The organism is Synechococcus sp. R5-13 (genome assembly GCF_047462015.1).
In the GTDB taxonomy this organism is placed as follows: Bacteria; Cyanobacteriota; Cyanobacteriia; order Thermostichales; family Thermostichaceae; genus Thermostichus.
The window spans coordinates 1-18,012 of the sequence record NZ_JANSIL010000148.1; the positions used below are offsets into that span (position 1 = coordinate 1).

Consider the following 18,012-nt stretch of genomic DNA (forward strand, 5'->3'; position numbering starts at 1 on the left):
TTGCCAAACCGCCTAAAGCTCAGTAAATTCAGCAAAGTTCAGGGTTTTGGGGGTTAGAGGCATGCTCTGCCGCTCACCCCCACGGGTGTGGGGACAACTGGGCATACTCGTTTCAAACAAGATGAAGACCCTTCGCCGCTGACCCTCACCCCTTGCGGGCGAGGGGAGCTGGGGATCAACCAACCAGCTGTTCCACAGCCGTTTGCAATGACCAGGCAAAGCAAGGGGGAAACCCCAGAGGCTGCCTAGCCCGCCTGGCTGCGCAACTGCCGCAAGAGCCGCTCAAACTCCTCCGGCAGGGGAGCGGTAAACTGCAGCGGCTGGCCTGTGCGCGGGTGAACAAAGGAGAGCTTCCAGGCATGGAGAGCTTGGCCGCCCAGCTTAACAGGGCTGGTTTTGCTCTGGGTGTAGAGGGGATCCCCGACAATGGGTAGGCGCATGTGGGCAGCATGCACCCGAATTTGATGGGTGCGCCCGGTCTCCAGCTCAAACTGCATCAGGGTGTAGTTGCCCAGCCGCTCCAACACTTGCCAGTGGGTTACCGCCACTCGCCCTTGGCCAGGGGTCAGGACGGCCATTTTCTGCCGATCCACCGGGTGCCTCCCAATGGGGGCAGAGACGGTGCCTTGGCTTTGGGCCGGCCGGCCAAACACCACCCCCAAGTAGATGCGCCGGGCGGTTTTGGCCTGGATCTGGGCTTGTAGGTGCTGGTGGGCCTGATCGTGTTTGGCAATCACCAAGGCACCAGTGGTGTCTTTGTCAAGGCGATGGACAATACCTGGACGCAGCTCGCCGTTGATGCCTGAAAGATGGGGGCAGTGGGCCAGCAGGGCGTGCACCAGGGTGCCACTGGCGTGGCCGGGGGCGGGGTGCACCACCAAACCGCGGGGCTTGTTGATCACAAGCAAATCGTCATCTTCGTAAAGAATGTCCAAGGGGATCGGCTCCGGCTGCAGGGCAGTCGGGGTGGCTGGCGGGATCCGCACCTCGACTTCATCCCCAGCTTGCAGGGGGCGATCCTTATCCCGGCAGGGCTGCCCATTGAGCCAAACCTGGCCCTGGCGGATAAGCTGCTGCAGGCGCGACCGCGACAGCTCCGGCAGTTGCTCTGCCAATCCTCGATCCAGCCGCAAGCCCTGCTGTTTTTCCGTCACCCTGATCTGGCGAATGTCTGCTGCAGCCTCCTTGTGGCCCTCCATGCCGTTGTTGCCCAAATTGCCTTCTTTGACCATTGTGGCAGCCCGGCTACTTTTGCACTGAGTAAAAAAGGTCGAAGATTTGCAGCAACTTCCGCAGGCAGGTGGTGGGGGGATCTGCCTTGTCTCATCGCCTTCTAAGCCTTCTTGGGGGGATCCCTGGGCAATTTTAAGGGGCAGAAAATCCTGACTAGAGTGAGGCTATGGCCCACCAAGAATGAGTTGGGCCGAGTGTTGGCATAGGAGAGCCGGGAGCGATCCCAAGCCGACAACACAGCACACCCCAGCAATTGGCGTTGGCTCAATGGATCTAAGAAGGAGGTAAGGCATGTCGGATGGAGCAACCAGGGGATCCCAGCTTCAGCAACCCTCTCAACCCCAGCTTGGCTCAGAGCCGCCTTTGGTCTTGCCCCTGACGGAGGTGGGGCTGCGGGACGTTGCCCAGGTGGGCGGGAAAAACGCCTCCTTGGGAGAAATGCTGCAGCAGCTCACCTCAAAGGGGATCCAGGTGCCGACAGGATTTGCCACCACCGCCCATGCGTATCGCCAGTTCATCGCCTCTGCGGGCCTAGAGGAGAAGTTGCAGGAGATTTTCAAAGACTTAGACATTGAGAATGTCCAAAATTTGCGCGAGCGGGGCAAGGCTGCCCGCACCTTGATCTTGCAAACTCCCTTCCCCCCTCAGCTAGAGCAGGCCATCGCCGAAGCCTACCAAAAGCTGTGCGAGCGCTACGGCCCCGACACCGATGTGGCGGTGCGCTCCAGTGCCACGGCAGAAGACTTGCCGGATGCCAGCTTTGCCGGCCAGCAGGAGACCTACCTGAACGTGCGTGGAGTGCGGGCAGTGCTCAATGCCTGTCACCACTGTTTTGCCAGCTTGTTTACCGACCGGGCCATCTCCTACCGCCAGATCAAGGGCTTTGACCATTTTCAAGTAGCCCTCTCGGTGGGGGTGCAGAAGATGGTGCGCTCGGATCTGGCTTGCTCGGGGGTGATGTTCTCCATCGACCCAGAAACCGGCTTTAAAGATGCGGTGCTGATCACCGCCGCCTACGGCCTGGGGGAAAACGTGGTGCAAGGGATCGTCAACCCCGATGAGTACGTGGTCTTCAAACCCACCCTCAAGCAGGGACTGCGCCCCATCCTCTCCCGCAAGCTGGGCAGCAAGGCCCTGAAGCTGGTCTACGACGAGGGGGGATCCCGTTCCACCAAAAACGTGGCCGTCCCCGAAAGCCTGCGCCGGCAATATGCCCTCAAGGACGAGGAAGTCCTGGAGCTGGCTCGCTGGGCCTGCCTGATCGAAGAGCACTACTCGGCGCTGCGGGGCCGCTTCACCCCCATGGACATCGAGTGGGCCAAAGATGGGATCACCGGCGAGCTGTTTATCGTCCAGGCCCGCCCCGAAACGGTGCAGTCGCAAAAAGGGGCCAACCAGCTGACCACCTATCGCTTCACCCAGCCTGGGGCGCAGCCCGAGCCTCTGGTGCGGGGACGGGCCGTAGGCGAGGCCATTGGCCAGGGCACAGCCCGCGTCATTTTGGATGTGCGCCGCTCGGATCAGTTTCAGGCCGGCGAGGTGCTGGTGACCGAAAAAACGGATCCCGACTGGGAGCCAATCATGAAAAAGGCCAGCGCCATCGTCACCAACCAGGGGGGCAGAACTTGCCATGCGGCCATCATCGCCCGCGAGCTGGGGATCCCGGCCATTGTGGGCTGCGGCAACGCCACGCAGGTGCTCCGTTCCGGCGAGCCCATCACCGTCTCCTGCGCCGAAGGGGAAGAAGGGCGGGTCTACCCGGGCCTGTTGCCCTATGAGGTGACGGAGATCCCGCTGGAGGAGCTGCCCCGTCCCCGCACCCAGCTGATGATGAATGTGGGCAACCCAGAAAAAGCCTTCGGCCTCAGCGGGATCCCTTGCGATGGCGTGGGGCTGGCGCGGCTGGAGTTCATCATTGCCAACCACATTCAGGTCCACCCGCTGGCTTTGCTCAACTACGAGCAGGCGGTGAAAGAGGAGCCGCGCCTGGCAGAGCTCACCGCCCAGTATGCCGACAAGCCGGAGTACTTTGTGGACAAGCTGGCCCAGGGGGTGGCCACCATTGCTGCCGCCTTCTATCCCAAGCCGGTGATCGTGCGGCTGTCGGATTTCAAGAGCAACGAGTATGCCCACCTGTTGGGGGGATCCCGCTACGAACCCCACGAGGAAAACCCCATGATCGGCTGGCGGGGGGCTTCCCGCTACACGGATCCCCGCTACCGTGAGGGCTTTGCCTTGGAGTGTCGGGCCATGAAACGGGTGCGGGATGAGATGGGCCTGACCAACGTGATCTTGATGATCCCCTTCTGCCGCACGCCGGAAGAGGGGCACAAGGTGCTGGAAGAGATGGCCCGCCATGGCCTGGTGCGGGGAGAAAACGGCCTGCAGGTGTACGTGATGTGTGAATTGCCCAGCAACGTCATCCTGGCCGACGCGTTTTGCCAGATCTTCGACGGCTTCTCCATCGGCTCCAACGACCTCACCCAGCTCACCCTGGGGTTAGACCGCGACTCAGCCCTGGTGGCCCATCTTTTTGACGAGCGCCACGAGGCTGTCAGGCGGATGATCGCCCAGGTGATCCAGACGGTGAAAAGCCATGGCCGCAAGATCGGCATCTGCGGGCAGGCCCCCAGCGACTACCCCGACTTCGCCCGCTTCCTGGTGCAGGCAGGGATCGATTCCATCAGCCTCAACCCCGATTCCCTGCTGAAAACCCTGCTGGTGGTGGCCGAAGCAGAAGCGGCTGGCGCCCGGTGAGCCCAAAGCCGGCCCAGGGACGTGCGCGGGGATCCCGTCTCCTGAGTTACAATCTCTTCTGCTGTGTTCCCATCCCCATCGATGATCCACGAACTCTCCATGCCGGCCCTCAGCTCCACCATGGAAACGGGCAAGATCGTCACCTGGCTTAAGAACCCCGGCGACCGCGTGGAGAAAGGAGAAAACATCCTGGTGGTGGAGTCGGACAAAGCGGACATGGACGTGGAGTCCTTCCACAGCGGCATCCTGGCCAGCATCCTCATTCCGGCAGGAGCATCGGCCCCGGTGGGCGCGCCCATCGCCCTGATTGCCGAAAGCGAGGCAGAAGTGGCCCAGGCCCAGGAAAAAGCCAAGGCCCTCGCTGCTGGCGTTACCCCTGCGGCTCCACCTAGCGCAGACCGCGCCTCTGCAGCTCAGCCGACAAGTCCTGCCCCTGCGGCAACCCCCACCTCTACACTGCCAAATGGATCGGATGGCGCCGGATCCCAGCGGATCGTGGCTTCTCCACGGGCGAAAAAACTGGCGGAGAGCCTGGGGATCGATCTGCGCACCGTGCGCGGCTCTGGCCCCAATGGTCGCATCGTCGCTGAAGACGTGGAGCGAGCTGCGGCCCTTTCCGCTCCTGCAGTGGCTGCCCCCTCTGCCCCAGCCCCTACGTCCCCAACTCCTGTGGCTGTCCCCTTGGGAGAAACGGTTCCCCTCAGCACCCTACAAGCGGCGGTGGTGCGCAATATGAACGCCAGCCTTGGCGTGCCGGTGTTCCACGTGGGCTACACCATCACCACCGATAGCCTGGATCACCTCTACCAACAGGTGAAGCCCAAAGGAGTCACCCTGACGGCCCTCTTGGTCAAAGCCGTGGCCATGACCCTGGAGAAGCACCCCCTTCTGAATGCCAGCTACACAGAAGGCGGGATCCACTACAAAGCCGATATCAACATCGCGGTGGCGGTGGCCATGGAGGATGGCGGGCTGATTACTCCTGTCTTGAAGCAGGCCAACCGGCTCGATCTGTACGAGATCTCCCGCCGTTGGAAGGATCTGGTGGAGCGGGCGCGGCGCAAGCAACTGCAGCCGGAAGAGTACAATAGCGGCACCTTTACCCTCTCCAACCTGGGCATGTTCGGGGTGGATCGCTTCGATGCCATTTTGCCCCCCAACCAGGGATCCATTTTGGCCATCGGCGCTTCTCGCCCCACGGTGGTGGCGACGCCGGAAAAAGCCATTGCCATCCGTTCCCAAATGCAGGTGAACCTCACCTGCGATCACCGTGTCATCTACGGCGCCCATGCAGCGGCCTTCCTGCAAGATCTGGCGCAGCTCATAGAGCACAAGGTGGGATCCCTGACGTTGTAGCCGCCCTGAAACCCGGCCTTGAGCCAATCTCAGAGTAGGTTTCTTCTCTCGCGCAACCCACAAGGTCGGGCAGCCGGCGAGGCCCCAGCGCTCAGGAGCTCCTCCTGGGAAAGCGCTGCATCAACTCTTGCACAGCCTCGGCATGGTAGGAGCTGCGGGTTAGGGGCGAAGACACCACCTGCAAAAAGCCCAGTTCCTCTCCCACCCGTCGCCAATGGTCGAACTCTTCGGGGGGAACGTAGCGCTCCACCGGCAGGTGTTTGGGGCTGGGCGCCAGGTATTGGCCGAGCGTGAGGATGTCACACCCTGCCCGGCGCAGATCCCGCATCACCTGCAAGATCTCCTCGGCAGTTTCTCCCAGGCCCAACATCACCCCCGACTTGGTGTACAGGCCAGGATCCCATTGCCGTGCCAACTCCAACAGTTTGAGGGAGCGCTCGTAATTCCCCTGCGGGCGCACACGGCGATAGAGGCGGGGCACCGTTTCGGTATTGTGGTTGAGCACCGTCGGTCGGGCGGCCAAGATCTGCTGCAGCGCCTGCCAGTTACCACATAGGTCTGGGATCAAGACCTCGATGGTGGTCTGGGGCATGCGGCGGCGGATTTCCGCAATGCAGGCCACAAACTGGCCGGCTCCCCCATCGGGCAGGTCGTCCCGATTCACCGACGTAATCACCGCATGGCGCAATCCCAAGCGTTCCACTGCTTCCGCCACCCGCCGGGGTTCAGTGGCATCCAGGGGCAGGGGGCGTTTGGTGAAGTCGATATCACAGTAGGGGCAGGCGCGAGTACAGGCCGGGCCCATGATCAAAAAGGTGGCGGTGCCGTTGGCAAAACACTCCCCCAGGTTGGGACAGGAAGCCTCTTCGCAAACCGTGTTTAGGCCCAAGTCCCGCAGCAGTTGTTTGACGGATCCCACCCGTTGAGGGGCCTTGGCCCGCAGCCAGGAGGGTTTGCCGCCAGGAGAAGAAGAAACAACGGTCAAAGAAGTGCTCCAACACAAAACAGCGGCGACGGTATCACTCAGCTTAGCCTGTCATTTGGCCCCCTTGAATTTGGACAAAGCCAATTTCCCGGCCCAATTGATCCCTAGCGCCTCGGAAGCACGACCCAAAACGCGGCATACTGGAAAGCAAATGTCGAGCGATAGGGATCCCACATGGTTGTTGCTGCTCCTCCCTCTCTGGAACAACTTGCCATCAACACGATTCGCTTTTTGGCGGTGGATGCTGTTCAGAAGGCCAACTCCGGCCACCCCGGCCTGCCGATGGGAGCAGCACCCATGGCCTATGTGCTGTGGCAGCAGTTCATGAAGTTCAACCCCCGCAACCCCAAGTGGGTGGATCGGGATCGCTTTGTGCTCTCGGCGGGGCACGGCTGCATGCTGCAGTACGCGCTGCTGCACCTAACCGGCTTCGATGTAAGCCTGGAGGACATTAAGCAGTTCCGCCAGTGGGGCTCCAAAACCCCCGGCCACCCGGAAAACTTTGAAACTCCGGGGGTGGAGGTGACCACCGGCCCGCTGGGGCAAGGGGTGGGCAATGCGGTAGGGTTGGCCATTGCCGAGGCCCATCTGGCCGCCCGCTTCAACAAGCCCGGTTACACCATTGTGGATCACTACACTTACGTGATCTTGGGCGATGGCTGCAACATGGAAGGGGTGGCTTCCGAAGCAGCTTCTCTGGCCGGCCACCTGCAACTGGGCAAGCTGATCATGCTTTACGACAGCAACCACATCTCCATCGACGGCAGAACGGAAATCGCCTTTACGGAAGATGTGGGCAAACGCTATGAAGCCTACGGCTGGCACGTGCAAAAGGTAGACGACGGCAACCACGACCTGAAAGGGATCGCCGAGGCTATCCAGAAAGCCAAGGAAGTCACCAACAAGCCGTCCTTGATTATTGTCGAGACCACCATCGGCTACGGATCCCCCAACAAGGCCGGCAGCGAGAGCGTCCACGGGGCGCCTTTGGGACCGGAGGAGGTGAAGCTCACCAAACAAAACCTGGGCTGGCCGCTGGAGCCGGAGTTTTACATCCCCGACGAGGTGCTGGCCCACTTCCGCCAGGCCATCGAGAAAGGGGCCAAAGCCGAAGCGGAGTGGAACGAGCGCTTTGCCGCCTACGAGAAGGCCTACCCCGAAGAGGCCGCCGAGTTCAAGCGCATCATGGCCGGGGAGCTGCCTGTGGGCTGGAAAGAAGCCCTGGCGCCCATTGCCGAAACCGGCAGAGAATCCACCCGCAACCTCTCCAAGTTGTGTCTGAATGCCTTGGCCAAAGCGGTGCCGGAACTGCTGGGGGGATCCGCAGATCTCGCCCACTCCAACATGACCTATTTAAAAGGGATCCCAGAGTTTCAGGCCGGATCTTACGAGGGGCGCAACTTCCGCTTTGGGGTGCGGGAACACGGCATGGGAGCCATCGCCAACGGCATGGCGCTTCATGGAGGCCTCATCCCTTACGACGCCACCTTTTTGATCTTCACCGACTACATGCGGCCTGCCATCCGCCTATCGGCCCTCTCGCAAGTGCGGGTGCTGCACGTCATGACCCACGACTCCGTCGCCTTGGGAGAAGATGGCCCCACTCACCAGCCGGTGGAAACTTTGGCCTCCCTGCGGGCCATTCCCAATCTCTATGTGCTGCGCCCGGCAGATGCCCGCGAAACGGTGGGATCTTACCAGGTGGCCCTAGAAGCCAAGACCACCCCTTCTGTGCTGGTGTTCACCCGGCAGGCGGTCAACCCGGTGGAAGGCACCTCCATTGAAGGCGTAGCCAAAGGGGCCTATGTGGTGGTGGATGCCCCCAACCCAGAGCTGATCTTGATCGCCACCGGCTCTGAACTGGAGCTGGCAGTGAAAGCTGCCGCCCAACTAAAGCAGGAAGGCCGGGCGGTGCGGGTGGTCTCTATGCCCTGCATGGAGCTGTTTGAGGCCCAGCCCCAGAGCTACCGAGACTCGGTTCTGCCCCCCAACGTCACCAAGCGCGTCTCCGTCGAGGCAGGCTGCACCTTCGGCTGGCACAAGTACCTGGGGTTTGAGGGGGTGGCCATTGGCATCGATCGCTTTGGCGCTTCCGCCCCCGGCCCGGTGTGTATGGAGAAGTTCGGCTTCACGGTGGAGAACGTGCTCAACACTGCCCGCCGGCTGCTGGGCTGAGGGCACTTTACCCCTTCCTCGGCGCTTTCAAGGGGCTCAGCAGGGATCCCTTCTCTGCTGGGCTTTTTTCCCTGTTGAGCCTGCTGCCCAGCGGCGTGACCCGGACAGGCGTAGCGAACCTCGCATCAACCAATCAGCAGGACTTCCAAAGCATCCGGATCTGCTTCTTTCTGTAGGGCAGCCATGGCGGAGAACGCAGTCGAGGGCGGCTTCCTGCCCCGCAGACAACACCTTTGCCTTGAGGACATCTTCAACCATGGCGGGGATGATCCTTGAAGGCAAGTTGGAAGTCGAGCAGGCTGCCACCATCGCCTTGAAATCGCCTTGAAGAAGAAACTTTGGCTTCCGCCGCCGTGCTGAGGTGCTTGTGCCGGCTGCAGACACAAACAGCTTTGCCTACTGTTTGCCTACTGTAGGAACCCCGCCAGTAAAATCACCGCGGCTCCCACGGCAGCCAAAATCGTCAGCGCCCGGCCCGCGTCGGCACTGCCCTTCCACGAGAAGTTTTTCTCCGACTTTTTCGGTTCTGCTGGCATGGCCATGCCTCCCTTTGCATTGCCAACTCTAACTTAACTTCCCCCCCACGGGATCTTAGCTGGTTGGGGCATACCCTGGAAAAAACAGCAGCCATCTGGCCCGGCCAGCCGTTTTTGGGAACAATACAAGCAGGCAAGGGATCCAACTCCCACCAGTCTGGAAGCACATCCTGAGGCGAAAGCCATGAGCTATGCAGAACGGAGCAAAAGAATGGTTTTGACGTTGGCGACTCTGCTGGGCGGCTGGGTTGGCGGAGGGTTGTTGCAGGGATCCCTCTGGGTTGCCGCTCAGCCTACCTTTCAGACAGTGCCGTTGCCGCGCTTACCGGTGGGTGTCGATCAATTGGTTTTTGATCGCCCAGTGGCCCGCTTTAACCCCGACCTGCCGGCAGAGCTGGTGATCCGCAATCGCACCGGTCTGCCTTTGGAATACGGCTTTACCGATCCCCGTCAGAAGGTCTCGGAACTGCCTGCAGGCGAAACGTTGCGCCTGAGCAACCTGTTGATCCCCAATTGCATGGCCATCAACACGCCGATGTTGGCTCCTGTGGGCTACCAGGTGAGCGTGGATTCTTTCAACGTGATCACTGTAGAAGTGCGCCTGGTCAACGATGTCTCCGGCGACCACTGCCTCGATCTGCAAGCGACAGGGGCTATTTTTGTGAATTGAGATGAGCTGATACCCATCGATTACCCATCGAACACAAGTTAAGTCAAATCCTTCAAAGGGATCCCTTACATCCTCACCTACAGTCATCTTCTGGCCTTTGCCAGGATGGACATGGGATCCCACACGGTAGATGGCAGTTGACTTTGCCCGGTTTTGACGCTGGGATTGAGTCTATTGGAGAGCCGATCAGAGGTTTAGGCGTATCGACAGGGGCCATCCCCTGTGACAGGATGCGAACAGGATATCGAGGCCGATGTTCTGCCGGACTCTGTTTAGCCTTTCTCTGGGCTTGTTGCCTGTGTAGTCTGTCTGTACTCTATCTTTTTCTTGGATGGTCTCATGAGCGATAACTTGTATTCCTGGTTTCCCCGGGCCTTGGTGATCGGTGCTGCGGTTGTGGGGTTGTCGAGCTTGCCTGCAAGGGCTCAGCAAATTACGGATCCCAGCCCAGCTCAAGCGGCCACCAATGTTGAGCCCACCTCGCCAATCTCGGCTTCTTTTCGCAGCCAAGATGGCGTCAGCGTGCGTCCGGAAACGGTGAGGGTTTTCCTGGATGGCCAAGACGTCACTTCCCAGTCGGTGATTACCCGCGATTTCTTCACCTATCGCCCTGCCCAACCCCTGCCGCCGGGGCGCCGGGAAGTTCTGCTGGAGTTCACCAATACCCAGGGGGTGACCCGCCGCGTGACTTGGAGCTTCACTGTGGGCAGCCCTGTCCGCGCTTCCATCGACTTAGTGGATCACAATGCCGGCAGTCGCCCCTTGGCAGCGGGAGAAATCCTGTTGGTCACCGTCAAAGGTACCCCTTCCAGCCGGGTGACGGTTTACCTCATCCAAGATGGACGGCAAGTGCAAACCCTGCCGGCTCAGGAAGTCTCCAGCGGCACCTATGTGGTGAATGCCCTAATCGAGGCGAAGGATACCACCCGGGAAGGGATCGTTGTCGCCCGCCTGGAAAATGGCGGCCAAGTGCGCTTCATGACCGCCGAACAACCGGCCCGCCTGATCGAAGGGGCCACCGGGGGCATCCAGCGGCTGACCACCCAAGAGGTTTCCGCCACGGTCAGCGCCCCCGGCCCACTCTTGCCTCAGATCACCAACCTGCGGGATGGGGATCGGGTTTCCGGTTCTTCGTTTACGCTGCAGGGCACTACAGCTCCCAATGCTTCGGTGCGGGTGAATGTAACGGCTTCGACCTCTCTGGGGGGCATCATCAGCGCCCAACAGACCGTGACCAACCAAACTGTGCAGGCAGATGCCCAGGGCCGTTTCACCATCACCGTTCGGCCTCCCATTCCGGCCTCTGGCACGGTGTATCAGGTGAATCTCACGGCCACTTCCGGCAACCAAACCAGCCCAACGGTAACCCTGCGCCTTACCCAGCAGTAGGGGTTCAAGGGATCCCAATCCATCCCGATAGCCTTCCCCCCACCCATCAAGGGATCTGGGCAGCCTTCCATGTCCAGCAGTTCAGACTTCCCTCTCTCCCCTGGGAGAAGGGCTGGGGGTGAAGGCTCTATCATCTTCAATTCCCAGGGATCCCTTGCCGGCTGGCAGGGGAGTTTTTGAGAGAGGAGACTGTAGTTGCCAGCGCCACAGGAGCCCGGCCACGATCAGGGTGGGCAAAACGATCATCCCGATCACCACCGGTATTTGCTCCGGCAAGGCCAAGTAAGGGCCACCATACTTGATGGCTGTGCTGATCCCGGCAGCAGCCAGCATCAATTTTAGGGCAAACCAGACTGTTTTTCGATCCATGACTTACTTTTAATTCACGCTTTTAATTCACGATTGGCTAGGGCTGCTGACCATGGCAGTGAGAATGCCGGCAATGGTTTCTAGCTCCTCAGGTACCCGATACAGCGTTAAGTCTTGTTTGATCACCTGCTGATCGGCAAGAATTTGTCCGAACTGCCAGATAGACCCCATCGTCACTGCACCGTAGATCTGAGCCTGCTGCTCCACCTGCGCCAGGGCAATCATTTCTACAGCCATTTGCACAAAGGCTCGCGTTAGATCGTCCTTTTTGGCTTCAACCACCAGCAGGATGTTCTTCCCTCGCAACAGATAATCGAGGCTGCCCTTCAACCAATTGTTGACCATCAGGGGATACTCCAGCCGCAAAGGAACTCGACAATGGAGAGCCACTTCGGTCAGCACAGGAGCCACCAGCAATTCCCGCCGCGCTGTTTCGCTGGTGAGGCTAACCAAAGGTAACAATTGTCGGATCCGATCTTTCAGAACTGGGGTTTGCGGCGGCGCAGGGGCAACAGGCCATGTCCACTCCCCAATTTCCAGTCGATAGCCGAACTGAGCCAAGATTTCATCTGGCTCGTAGGGCATCTCAAAATAAGAGCGAAAAGTATAGGATTCGTCTTCTTTAAGAATGGAGATGTTCAGCATGGAGTTCAGGAGAAGCCACGCTCAGTCCGGCACAGCTAGGGCTGCTTCAATCCGCTCTTTCAGGGTAGTCACCACTTCTTCAATGGGAATTTCCGTGGCTTGGCCGCTGGCCCGCTCGGTGAGTTCCACCTTGCCCTGTTTGAGGCTGCGCCCTGTGGTGATGCGGTAAGGGATCCCGATGAGATCTGCATCCTTGAACTTGACGCCGGCCCGCTCGTCCCGGTCATCCCAGAGGGTCTCGATGCCGGCAGCAGCGAGATCTTGCACCAGTTTCTCTGCCACGCTCATCTGCTCGGGGTCGGAGATGTTGGGCACCACCACCACCACATGATAGGGGGCAATGGCCACGGGCCAGATGATGCCATTGGCATCGTGGGACTGTTCCACCGCCGCCTGGGCCAAGCGGGATACCCCAATGCCATAACAGCCCATCCAGAGGGGCTGCTCGGATCCCTGCTCGTCGGTAAAAGTGGCCCGCATCGGCAGCGAGAACTTGAGGCCTAGCTGAAAGATATGGCCGATCTCGATGCCACGGGCCGTTTCCAGAATCTGGTCGGGGTTGAGTACAGAACGATCCCCCGCTTGCGCTTTGCGCACATCCACCACTTCCGGCAGGGGATATTGCTCGCCCCAGTTGGCCCCCACCACGTGCCGCCCCACGTGGTTGCCGCCGGTCACAAAGTTCTGCAGCAGAGCTGCCGTCTGGTCGGCCAAGCGCAGGATCTGGGGGGCAAGGTTTTTTTGCCGGCCCAGACAGCTATCCGGCAAGTCGGGGGCAATGTAGCCCACCGGGATGGGATCCCCCTGCCAACTGTTTTGGATCTCGGCATCCGCCAAGGTGAGCTTGAGCAATTTGCTGGCTTGGTAGCGCTCTGCCAAGCGGCTGAGGTGGTTGGCCAGTTTGACCTCATTGACTTCTTGATCCCCGCGGATGCTGAGCAGCACTGCCACCCGCAGGCCGTTGTCGTAAAGGGCTTGGTAGAGGACGTTTTTGACGATAAGGGTGGGGGAAATCTTCAGGAAATCGGCGAGCTTGTCAATGGTCTCCGTCCCCGGTGTATCCAACACCTGAAAAGATCCGTAGGGAGACTCTGCCGCTGGCGGCGGGATGGAGACGGCCTTCTCCACATTGGCAGCATAGGAGCCATCGGGCGTGTAGAGAATCTCATCTTCTCCGGCAGAGGCCAGCACCATAAACTCCTGCGAGGCCGCCGATGGCCCCCCGATCGCCCCGGCATCAGCATCCACCACGCGAAACTCCAGCCCACAGCGCCTGAGGATGCGGCTATAGGCTCGGTACATATCCTGGTAGGTCTGGCGCAGGCTTTCCTCGTTGGCATGGAAGGAGTAGGCGTCTTTCATGATGAACTCCCGCCCTCGCATCAGGCCAAAGCGGGGTCGAATCTCATCCCGGAACTTGGTCTGGATCTGGTAGAGCGTCTGCGGCAACTGGCGATAGGAGCGGATGAGATCCCGGGCCAGCAAGGTGATCACCTCCTCATGGGTGGGGCCTAGGGCCTGCTCACGTCCCTGGCGATCCTTAAGGGCAAACATGATCCCCTCGGCTTGGGTGTACACATCCCATCGCCCCGATTCCCGCCAGATCTCCGCCGGCTGCAACTGGGGCAGCAGACACTCTTGCCCACCGATGGCGTTCATCTCCTGGCGAACGATCTCCGAGATCTTTTGCAGCACCCGCCAGAGGAGCGGCAGATAGGTGTAGATCCCTGGGGAGAGCCGCCGGATAAAGCAGCCCCGCAGCAGCAATTTGTGGCTGGGCAACTCGGCCTCGACGGGATCCTCCCGCAGCGTTACAAACAGCATCTGGCTCAGTCTCTGGCTCTGTTGCATCCATTCCCCCCTCTGAGGACTCCGTCCCGCTTACGCGATCAGCTCAAATTTTCCCTCCCTGTCTGGGATCCTCTGCCCGAGAACACAGGCCTGACCGGCAGGCCAACCTGAAGTGCCTTGATGAAGCTAGACAGAGGCCAGCGTCCGCCGCTTGGTGACCATCTGGTACACCTCGATGATGTCGCCTTCCTGCCAGGATTGGAACTTGTCGATGCCGATCCCACACTCGAAGCCCGCAGCCACTTCCCGCACATCGTCCTTGAAGCGCTTCAGGGAGTCTAGACGTCCCTCGTAAACTACCTCCCCTCTGCGGCGAACTCGCACCAGAGCATTGCGCTGCACCTTGCCCGAGAGCACATAGCTGCCGGCAACCGCACCGCGCCCGATGGGGATCACCATGCGCACCTCCGCCTGACCCAGCGGCTCCTCTACTTCTTCCGGCTCCAGCAAGCCCTCCATGGCCGCCCGCAGATCGTCCAGCAGGTTGTAGATGATGTCGTACTCCCGCACGTCCACACCCTTGTCATCGGCAGCCTGGCGGGCGCCGGGGGCCAGGGTGGTGTTGAAGCCGAGGATGATGGCGTCGCTGGCCGCAGCCAAATCCACATCGGTTTCCGTGATCTCGCCAGGGGCCGCCAGCAGAACCCGCAACTGGACTTCCTCTTGGGGCAAATCCCGCAGCGCTGTCTGAATGGCCTCGGCGGATCCCTGGACATCCGTCTTGATGATCAAGTTCAACTCCTTGAGCTGGCCTTCTTGGGCTTTGGCGGAAACGCTACCCAAGCTCACGCGACGAGACAGCAGCGCCTGTTGCAGACGGGTTTGCCGCAGCACCTCCGCCCGCTCTTGGGCAATGCGACGGGCCTCTTTTTCGTCGGTGTAAACCTGAAACTCATCCCCGGCTGCCGGGACTTCATCCAAGCCCAGCAGTTGTACCGCCGAAGACGGCCCAGCTTCCTGCAACCGCTGGCCGCGGTCGTCCATCATCGCTTTGACCCGGCCCAGCACTGCGCCGGCCACCAGGGTATCCCCCACCCGCAGGGTGCCGTTTTGCACCAACAAAGTGGCCACTGGCCCGCGGGCTTTGTCCAAGTGGGCCTCGATCACCGTGCCGCGAGCGGGACGATTGGGGTTGGCCTGCAGCTCCGCTACATCGGCCACCAATAGGATCATCTCCAGCAGAGCATCCAGGTTACGGCGGGTGAGAGCGCTCACCTCCACCATGGGCGTGTCGCCACCCCACTCTTCTGGCAATAGGCCATGCTCCGCCAACTGCTGCTTGATGCGCTCCGGCTGGCTGCCGGGTTTGTCGATCTTGTTAATGGCCACGATGATTGGCACCTGAGCCGCCCGCGCATGGCTGATCGCTTCCAGAGTTTGCGGTTGTACCCCATCGTCGGCGGCCACCACCAAAACCGCAATGTCGGTGACGCGGGCTCCCCGGGCGCGCATGGCGGTAAAAGCCTGGTGGCCAGGAGTATCCAGGAAAACGATGCGCCGCTTCTGGCCTTCGAAGTTCACATCCACATGGTAGGCACCGATGCGCTGGGTGATCCCGCCAGCCTCTCCCTGCGCCACTTTGGTGTCGCGGATGGCATCGAGGAGAGTGGTTTTGCCGTGGTCCACGTGGCCCATGATGGTTACCACCGGCGGACGCGAGACCAGATGGTCGATGTCCTCCACATCCAGCATTTCGGTTTTTTTGGCCTCGGGTTCTGCCTCGGGTCGGCGAATCTCATAGCCCAACTCTTTGGCCACCGACTCGGCCAGCGACTCATCCAAGACCTGGTTGATGGTCACCATCACCCCCTTGAAAAAGAGGGTTTTGATGATCTCGGTTTCGGCCACGCGCAGGCGATGGGCCAATTCCTGAACGGTGAGGCTGCCATCCAAGAGCAACACCTTCTCTTCGGGCAAGGGCTCTGTCCCGCTAGCGCGATCGGCAGCACCAGCCTCAGCGGAGGTGGGTTGCTGCTGCGAACGGGCAGCAGGGCGGGGGCGGGCGGTGGGAGCAGCCGTTGCCACGGGTGGGCGATAGGAAGGAGGCTTGGCGGTGGGGCGAGCCAAGGGCTTGAGGGCGTTCGGCTCAGCCTGCTTGACCGCTGAAATGATGGTCATGGGATCCAAATCCAAACCATCTCCATCTCCTTCCCCTCGTCTCCGACTGCGTTTGCGTTTGGCTTGGACGCGGGCAGCCCGCCGACTGAGAGCTTGTAGCTCGTCGTCCTCTTCTTCTTCCGTTTTGCGCTTGACCTTGGGTGGGGTAGGTCTTACAGGAGCCTCTACCAACACCGGGCTGGGACGTTCCCCAGGGATCCTCTCTGGCAAGGGAGAGGCGGCATCTGGCTCAGGGGGAGCTGGCTTGGCCACAGGACGGGTAGGGGGCCCCACCAATTCCATCCGCCGCTGCGGACGAGGGGCTTCACCGGCTTTGCCGCTGCTGGAACGGTTTTCCTCAGTCACCGGAGAACGCGTGCCAGGGCGAACAGGTGCGCCCACCAGTTGTGGACGGGGGCGCTGCGCAGGTGGAGGAGAAGGAGCTTTTTCTTCCGCAGGCTGAGGAACGCGGGCGTGGCTGGGGGATGGTGCTTCTGAGGGGCTGGGGCGACTGGGCTCGGAAGCTTTTTGCGGCGGTTCAGGCCGCTCTGCCGGCGGTTTTGTCCCGGAGGTAGCTCGTTGAGGGGGCGAGAGTACGATTGGGCGCTTGGCCACAGGACTGGGCTCCGAGCCGCTGGCTTTGGCCGCGGCAGACTCAGAGGGAGTGGGAGGGGTTGCCGGTTGAGAAACAGTCTCCGGCTTTTGGGCGGCCTCAGACGAGCGGACAGGAGGGCTAACTTGCCGCCGCGGTGGGCCTATGAGCTGAGCACCACCGCTGGCAGATCCTTTTTCGGGGGAGACTCGCTCAGGTCGAGACAGCGAGGGCTTGGCAGCCGGCGGAGTTTCAGCCGTCTTGGCCTCGCCAACTGGGGCTTGCTGCTGAACGGGCGTGGGCCGACGAATGCCGACGATCGCGCTGGCGGTGCCGGGAACTTTCTGCTGAGGGCGCTCACCGACTTTGGCTTCAGCAGGAGGCTCCGGCGGCAGGCTTTCAGATGGGGGTTTGGGCCGGGGTCGAGGAGGCTTCACAATGTGGGGGGCGCCCAGCTTGCTGCGCACCAACTCAGCTTGCTCCGGAGAAATGGTGCTGCTGTGGGTTTTGAAAGGGATCCCCAGTTGCTCACAAACCTCCAGCACCTCCCGACTGTCACGCCCCATCTCACGGGCAATATCATAAATTCGAACTTTATCGGTCATTCGTCTGCTAGCCTCTGCTCCTTTACTTCTCGTCAGTTTTACTATCCAAACTCAATGGGAACCAAGTTATTGGGTTGAGCCGAACCTTTCGGGCTTGCGGGGGCTTCCTCCGGCGCATCGAGAACAGCTCGGCAATCCTCCGGGGATCCGGCCTGAAGGGAACCCAGGTCTGAAGCTGCTCTGGCAACATCCGCAGGGGACATCCAGTAGGGCAGCCAGGGAAAGAATAGGTGGAAACAGCGCCTCCAGAATAACCTCTCTGCAGCTCCTCCAGCCTGACCTCAGTTTTCCGGCCAACTCCCATTCTGACAGTTGAGAGGGGCTGTCGTGTAGTTCGCAACCTAATGAACCTAAAAGGGCGTTTAAATATCTTACCTATGTTTGGGAATACCTCTGAGGCTCAGGCTTTTGGAGGAGATGCCCCTGGCAATCCTGCTCAAGAGAATCCAACAGCCGTTGAAACAACGAGTCAGGCACCGGTGCCTTGAGGGCTCGGTTTATCTGTTGCTTGCGCCGGGCTGCTTGCAGACATTCCAGCCGCCGACAGACATAGGCAGAGCGCCCCATACCCTCATCCAAAAGCACTTGGTGGGAATCAAATTGCCTGACCAGCCGCCACAGTTGTGAGCGAGGAAACAACTGGCGACACCCTACACAACGACGCAGCGGATCGGCACCCGGCAAGAGCATGACTCTAGTCAATAATAAGCTCAACTATACTGAAAATAATGTATAATATGTTCAGTACGGAT

Annotated in this window: 13 protein-coding genes; 5 read left to right on the forward strand and 8 right to left on the reverse strand. The window is 60.5% G+C overall.

Annotated features, from left to right (window positions below):
* Nucleotides 1–245 precede the first annotated feature (245 nt).
* Nucleotides 246–1,199, reverse strand: a complete 954-nt coding sequence (locus NW840_RS11210) for an RluA family pseudouridine synthase (RefSeq protein WP_414331111.1) — start codon at nt 1,197–1,199, stop codon at nt 246–248.
* Between the two features lie 325 nt (nt 1,200–1,524).
* Here NW840_RS11210 and ppsA point away from each other — a divergent pair, with 325 nt between their 5' ends.
* Together ppsA and NW840_RS11220 are read left to right on the forward strand one after the other, a co-directional pair.
* A complete protein-coding gene (ppsA, locus tag NW840_RS11215) occupies nt 1,525–3,990 on the forward strand; it encodes a phosphoenolpyruvate synthase (RefSeq protein ID WP_414344326.1) in 2,466 nt (821 codons plus the stop codon).
* 81 nt (nt 3,991–4,071) lie between these two features.
* Nucleotides 4,072–5,346 carry a dihydrolipoamide acetyltransferase family protein gene (locus NW840_RS11220; RefSeq protein ID WP_414344329.1) on the forward strand — a complete coding sequence of 425 codons (1,275 nt, stop codon included), beginning with the start codon at nt 4,072–4,074 and terminating at the stop codon, nt 5,344–5,346.
* Between the two features lie 91 nt (nt 5,347–5,437).
* Here NW840_RS11220 and lipA read toward each other — a convergent pair whose 3' ends face one another.
* Nucleotides 5,438–6,331: a lipoyl synthase gene (lipA, locus tag NW840_RS11225; protein WP_414344332.1), complete on the reverse strand. Its 894-nt coding sequence runs from the start codon at nt 6,329–6,331 to the stop codon at nt 5,438–5,440.
* Between the two features lie 174 nt (nt 6,332–6,505).
* On the opposite strand from lipA, the gene tkt reads away from it, so the two are divergent.
* Complete coding sequence (tkt, locus tag NW840_RS11230; protein ID WP_414344335.1) at nt 6,506–8,506, forward strand: transketolase; 2,001 nt, start codon at nt 6,506–6,508, stop codon at nt 8,504–8,506.
* A gap of 407 nt (nt 8,507–8,913) precedes the next feature.
* On the opposite strand, the gene NW840_RS11235 is transcribed toward tkt, so the two are convergent.
* On the reverse strand, nt 8,914–9,042 hold the full coding sequence (locus tag NW840_RS11235) for a hypothetical protein (protein WP_011432750.1): 129 nt from the start codon (nt 9,040–9,042) through the stop codon (nt 8,914–8,916).
* Nucleotides 9,043–9,226: 184 nt separating this feature from the next.
* On the opposite strand from NW840_RS11235, the gene NW840_RS11240 reads away from it, so the two are divergent.
* Both NW840_RS11240 and NW840_RS11245 read left to right on the forward strand, forming a co-directional pair.
* The gene (locus tag NW840_RS11240; RefSeq protein ID WP_414344337.1) at nt 9,227–9,712 is read left to right on the forward strand and encodes a hypothetical protein; all 486 of its coding nucleotides are present in this window, start codon (nt 9,227–9,229) and stop codon (nt 9,710–9,712) included.
* A 339-nt stretch (nt 9,713–10,051) separates the two neighbouring features.
* On the forward strand, nt 10,052–11,101 hold the full coding sequence (locus NW840_RS11245) for a hypothetical protein (protein ID WP_414344338.1): 1,050 nt from the start codon (nt 10,052–10,054) through the stop codon (nt 11,099–11,101).
* Between the two features lie 81 nt (nt 11,102–11,182).
* On the opposite strand, the gene NW840_RS11250 is transcribed toward NW840_RS11245, so the two are convergent.
* The 5 genes from NW840_RS11250 to NW840_RS11270 all read right to left on the reverse strand — a co-directional run bounded on the left by NW840_RS11250 (nt 11,183) and on the right by NW840_RS11270 (nt 17,950).
* Nucleotides 11,183–11,470, reverse strand: a complete 288-nt coding sequence (locus tag NW840_RS11250) for a hypothetical protein (protein ID WP_414344340.1) — start codon at nt 11,468–11,470, stop codon at nt 11,183–11,185.
* A 27-nt stretch (nt 11,471–11,497) separates the two neighbouring features.
* On the reverse strand, nt 11,498–12,115 hold the full coding sequence (locus NW840_RS11255; RefSeq protein WP_414328900.1) for a hypothetical protein: 618 nt from the start codon (nt 12,113–12,115) through the stop codon (nt 11,498–11,500).
* Between the two features lie 21 nt (nt 12,116–12,136).
* Nucleotides 12,137–13,966, reverse strand: a complete 1,830-nt coding sequence (locus NW840_RS11260) for a proline--tRNA ligase (RefSeq protein ID WP_414344341.1) — start codon at nt 13,964–13,966, stop codon at nt 12,137–12,139.
* A gap of 126 nt (nt 13,967–14,092) precedes the next feature.
* On the reverse strand, nt 14,093–17,260 hold the full coding sequence (infB, locus tag NW840_RS11265) for a translation initiation factor IF-2 (protein WP_414344342.1): 3,168 nt from the start codon (nt 17,258–17,260) through the stop codon (nt 14,093–14,095).
* A gap of 375 nt (nt 17,261–17,635) precedes the next feature.
* Nucleotides 17,636–17,950, reverse strand: a complete 315-nt coding sequence (locus NW840_RS11270; protein ID WP_414344343.1) for a YlxR family protein — start codon at nt 17,948–17,950, stop codon at nt 17,636–17,638.
* Nucleotides 17,951–18,012: the final 62 nt, after the last annotated feature.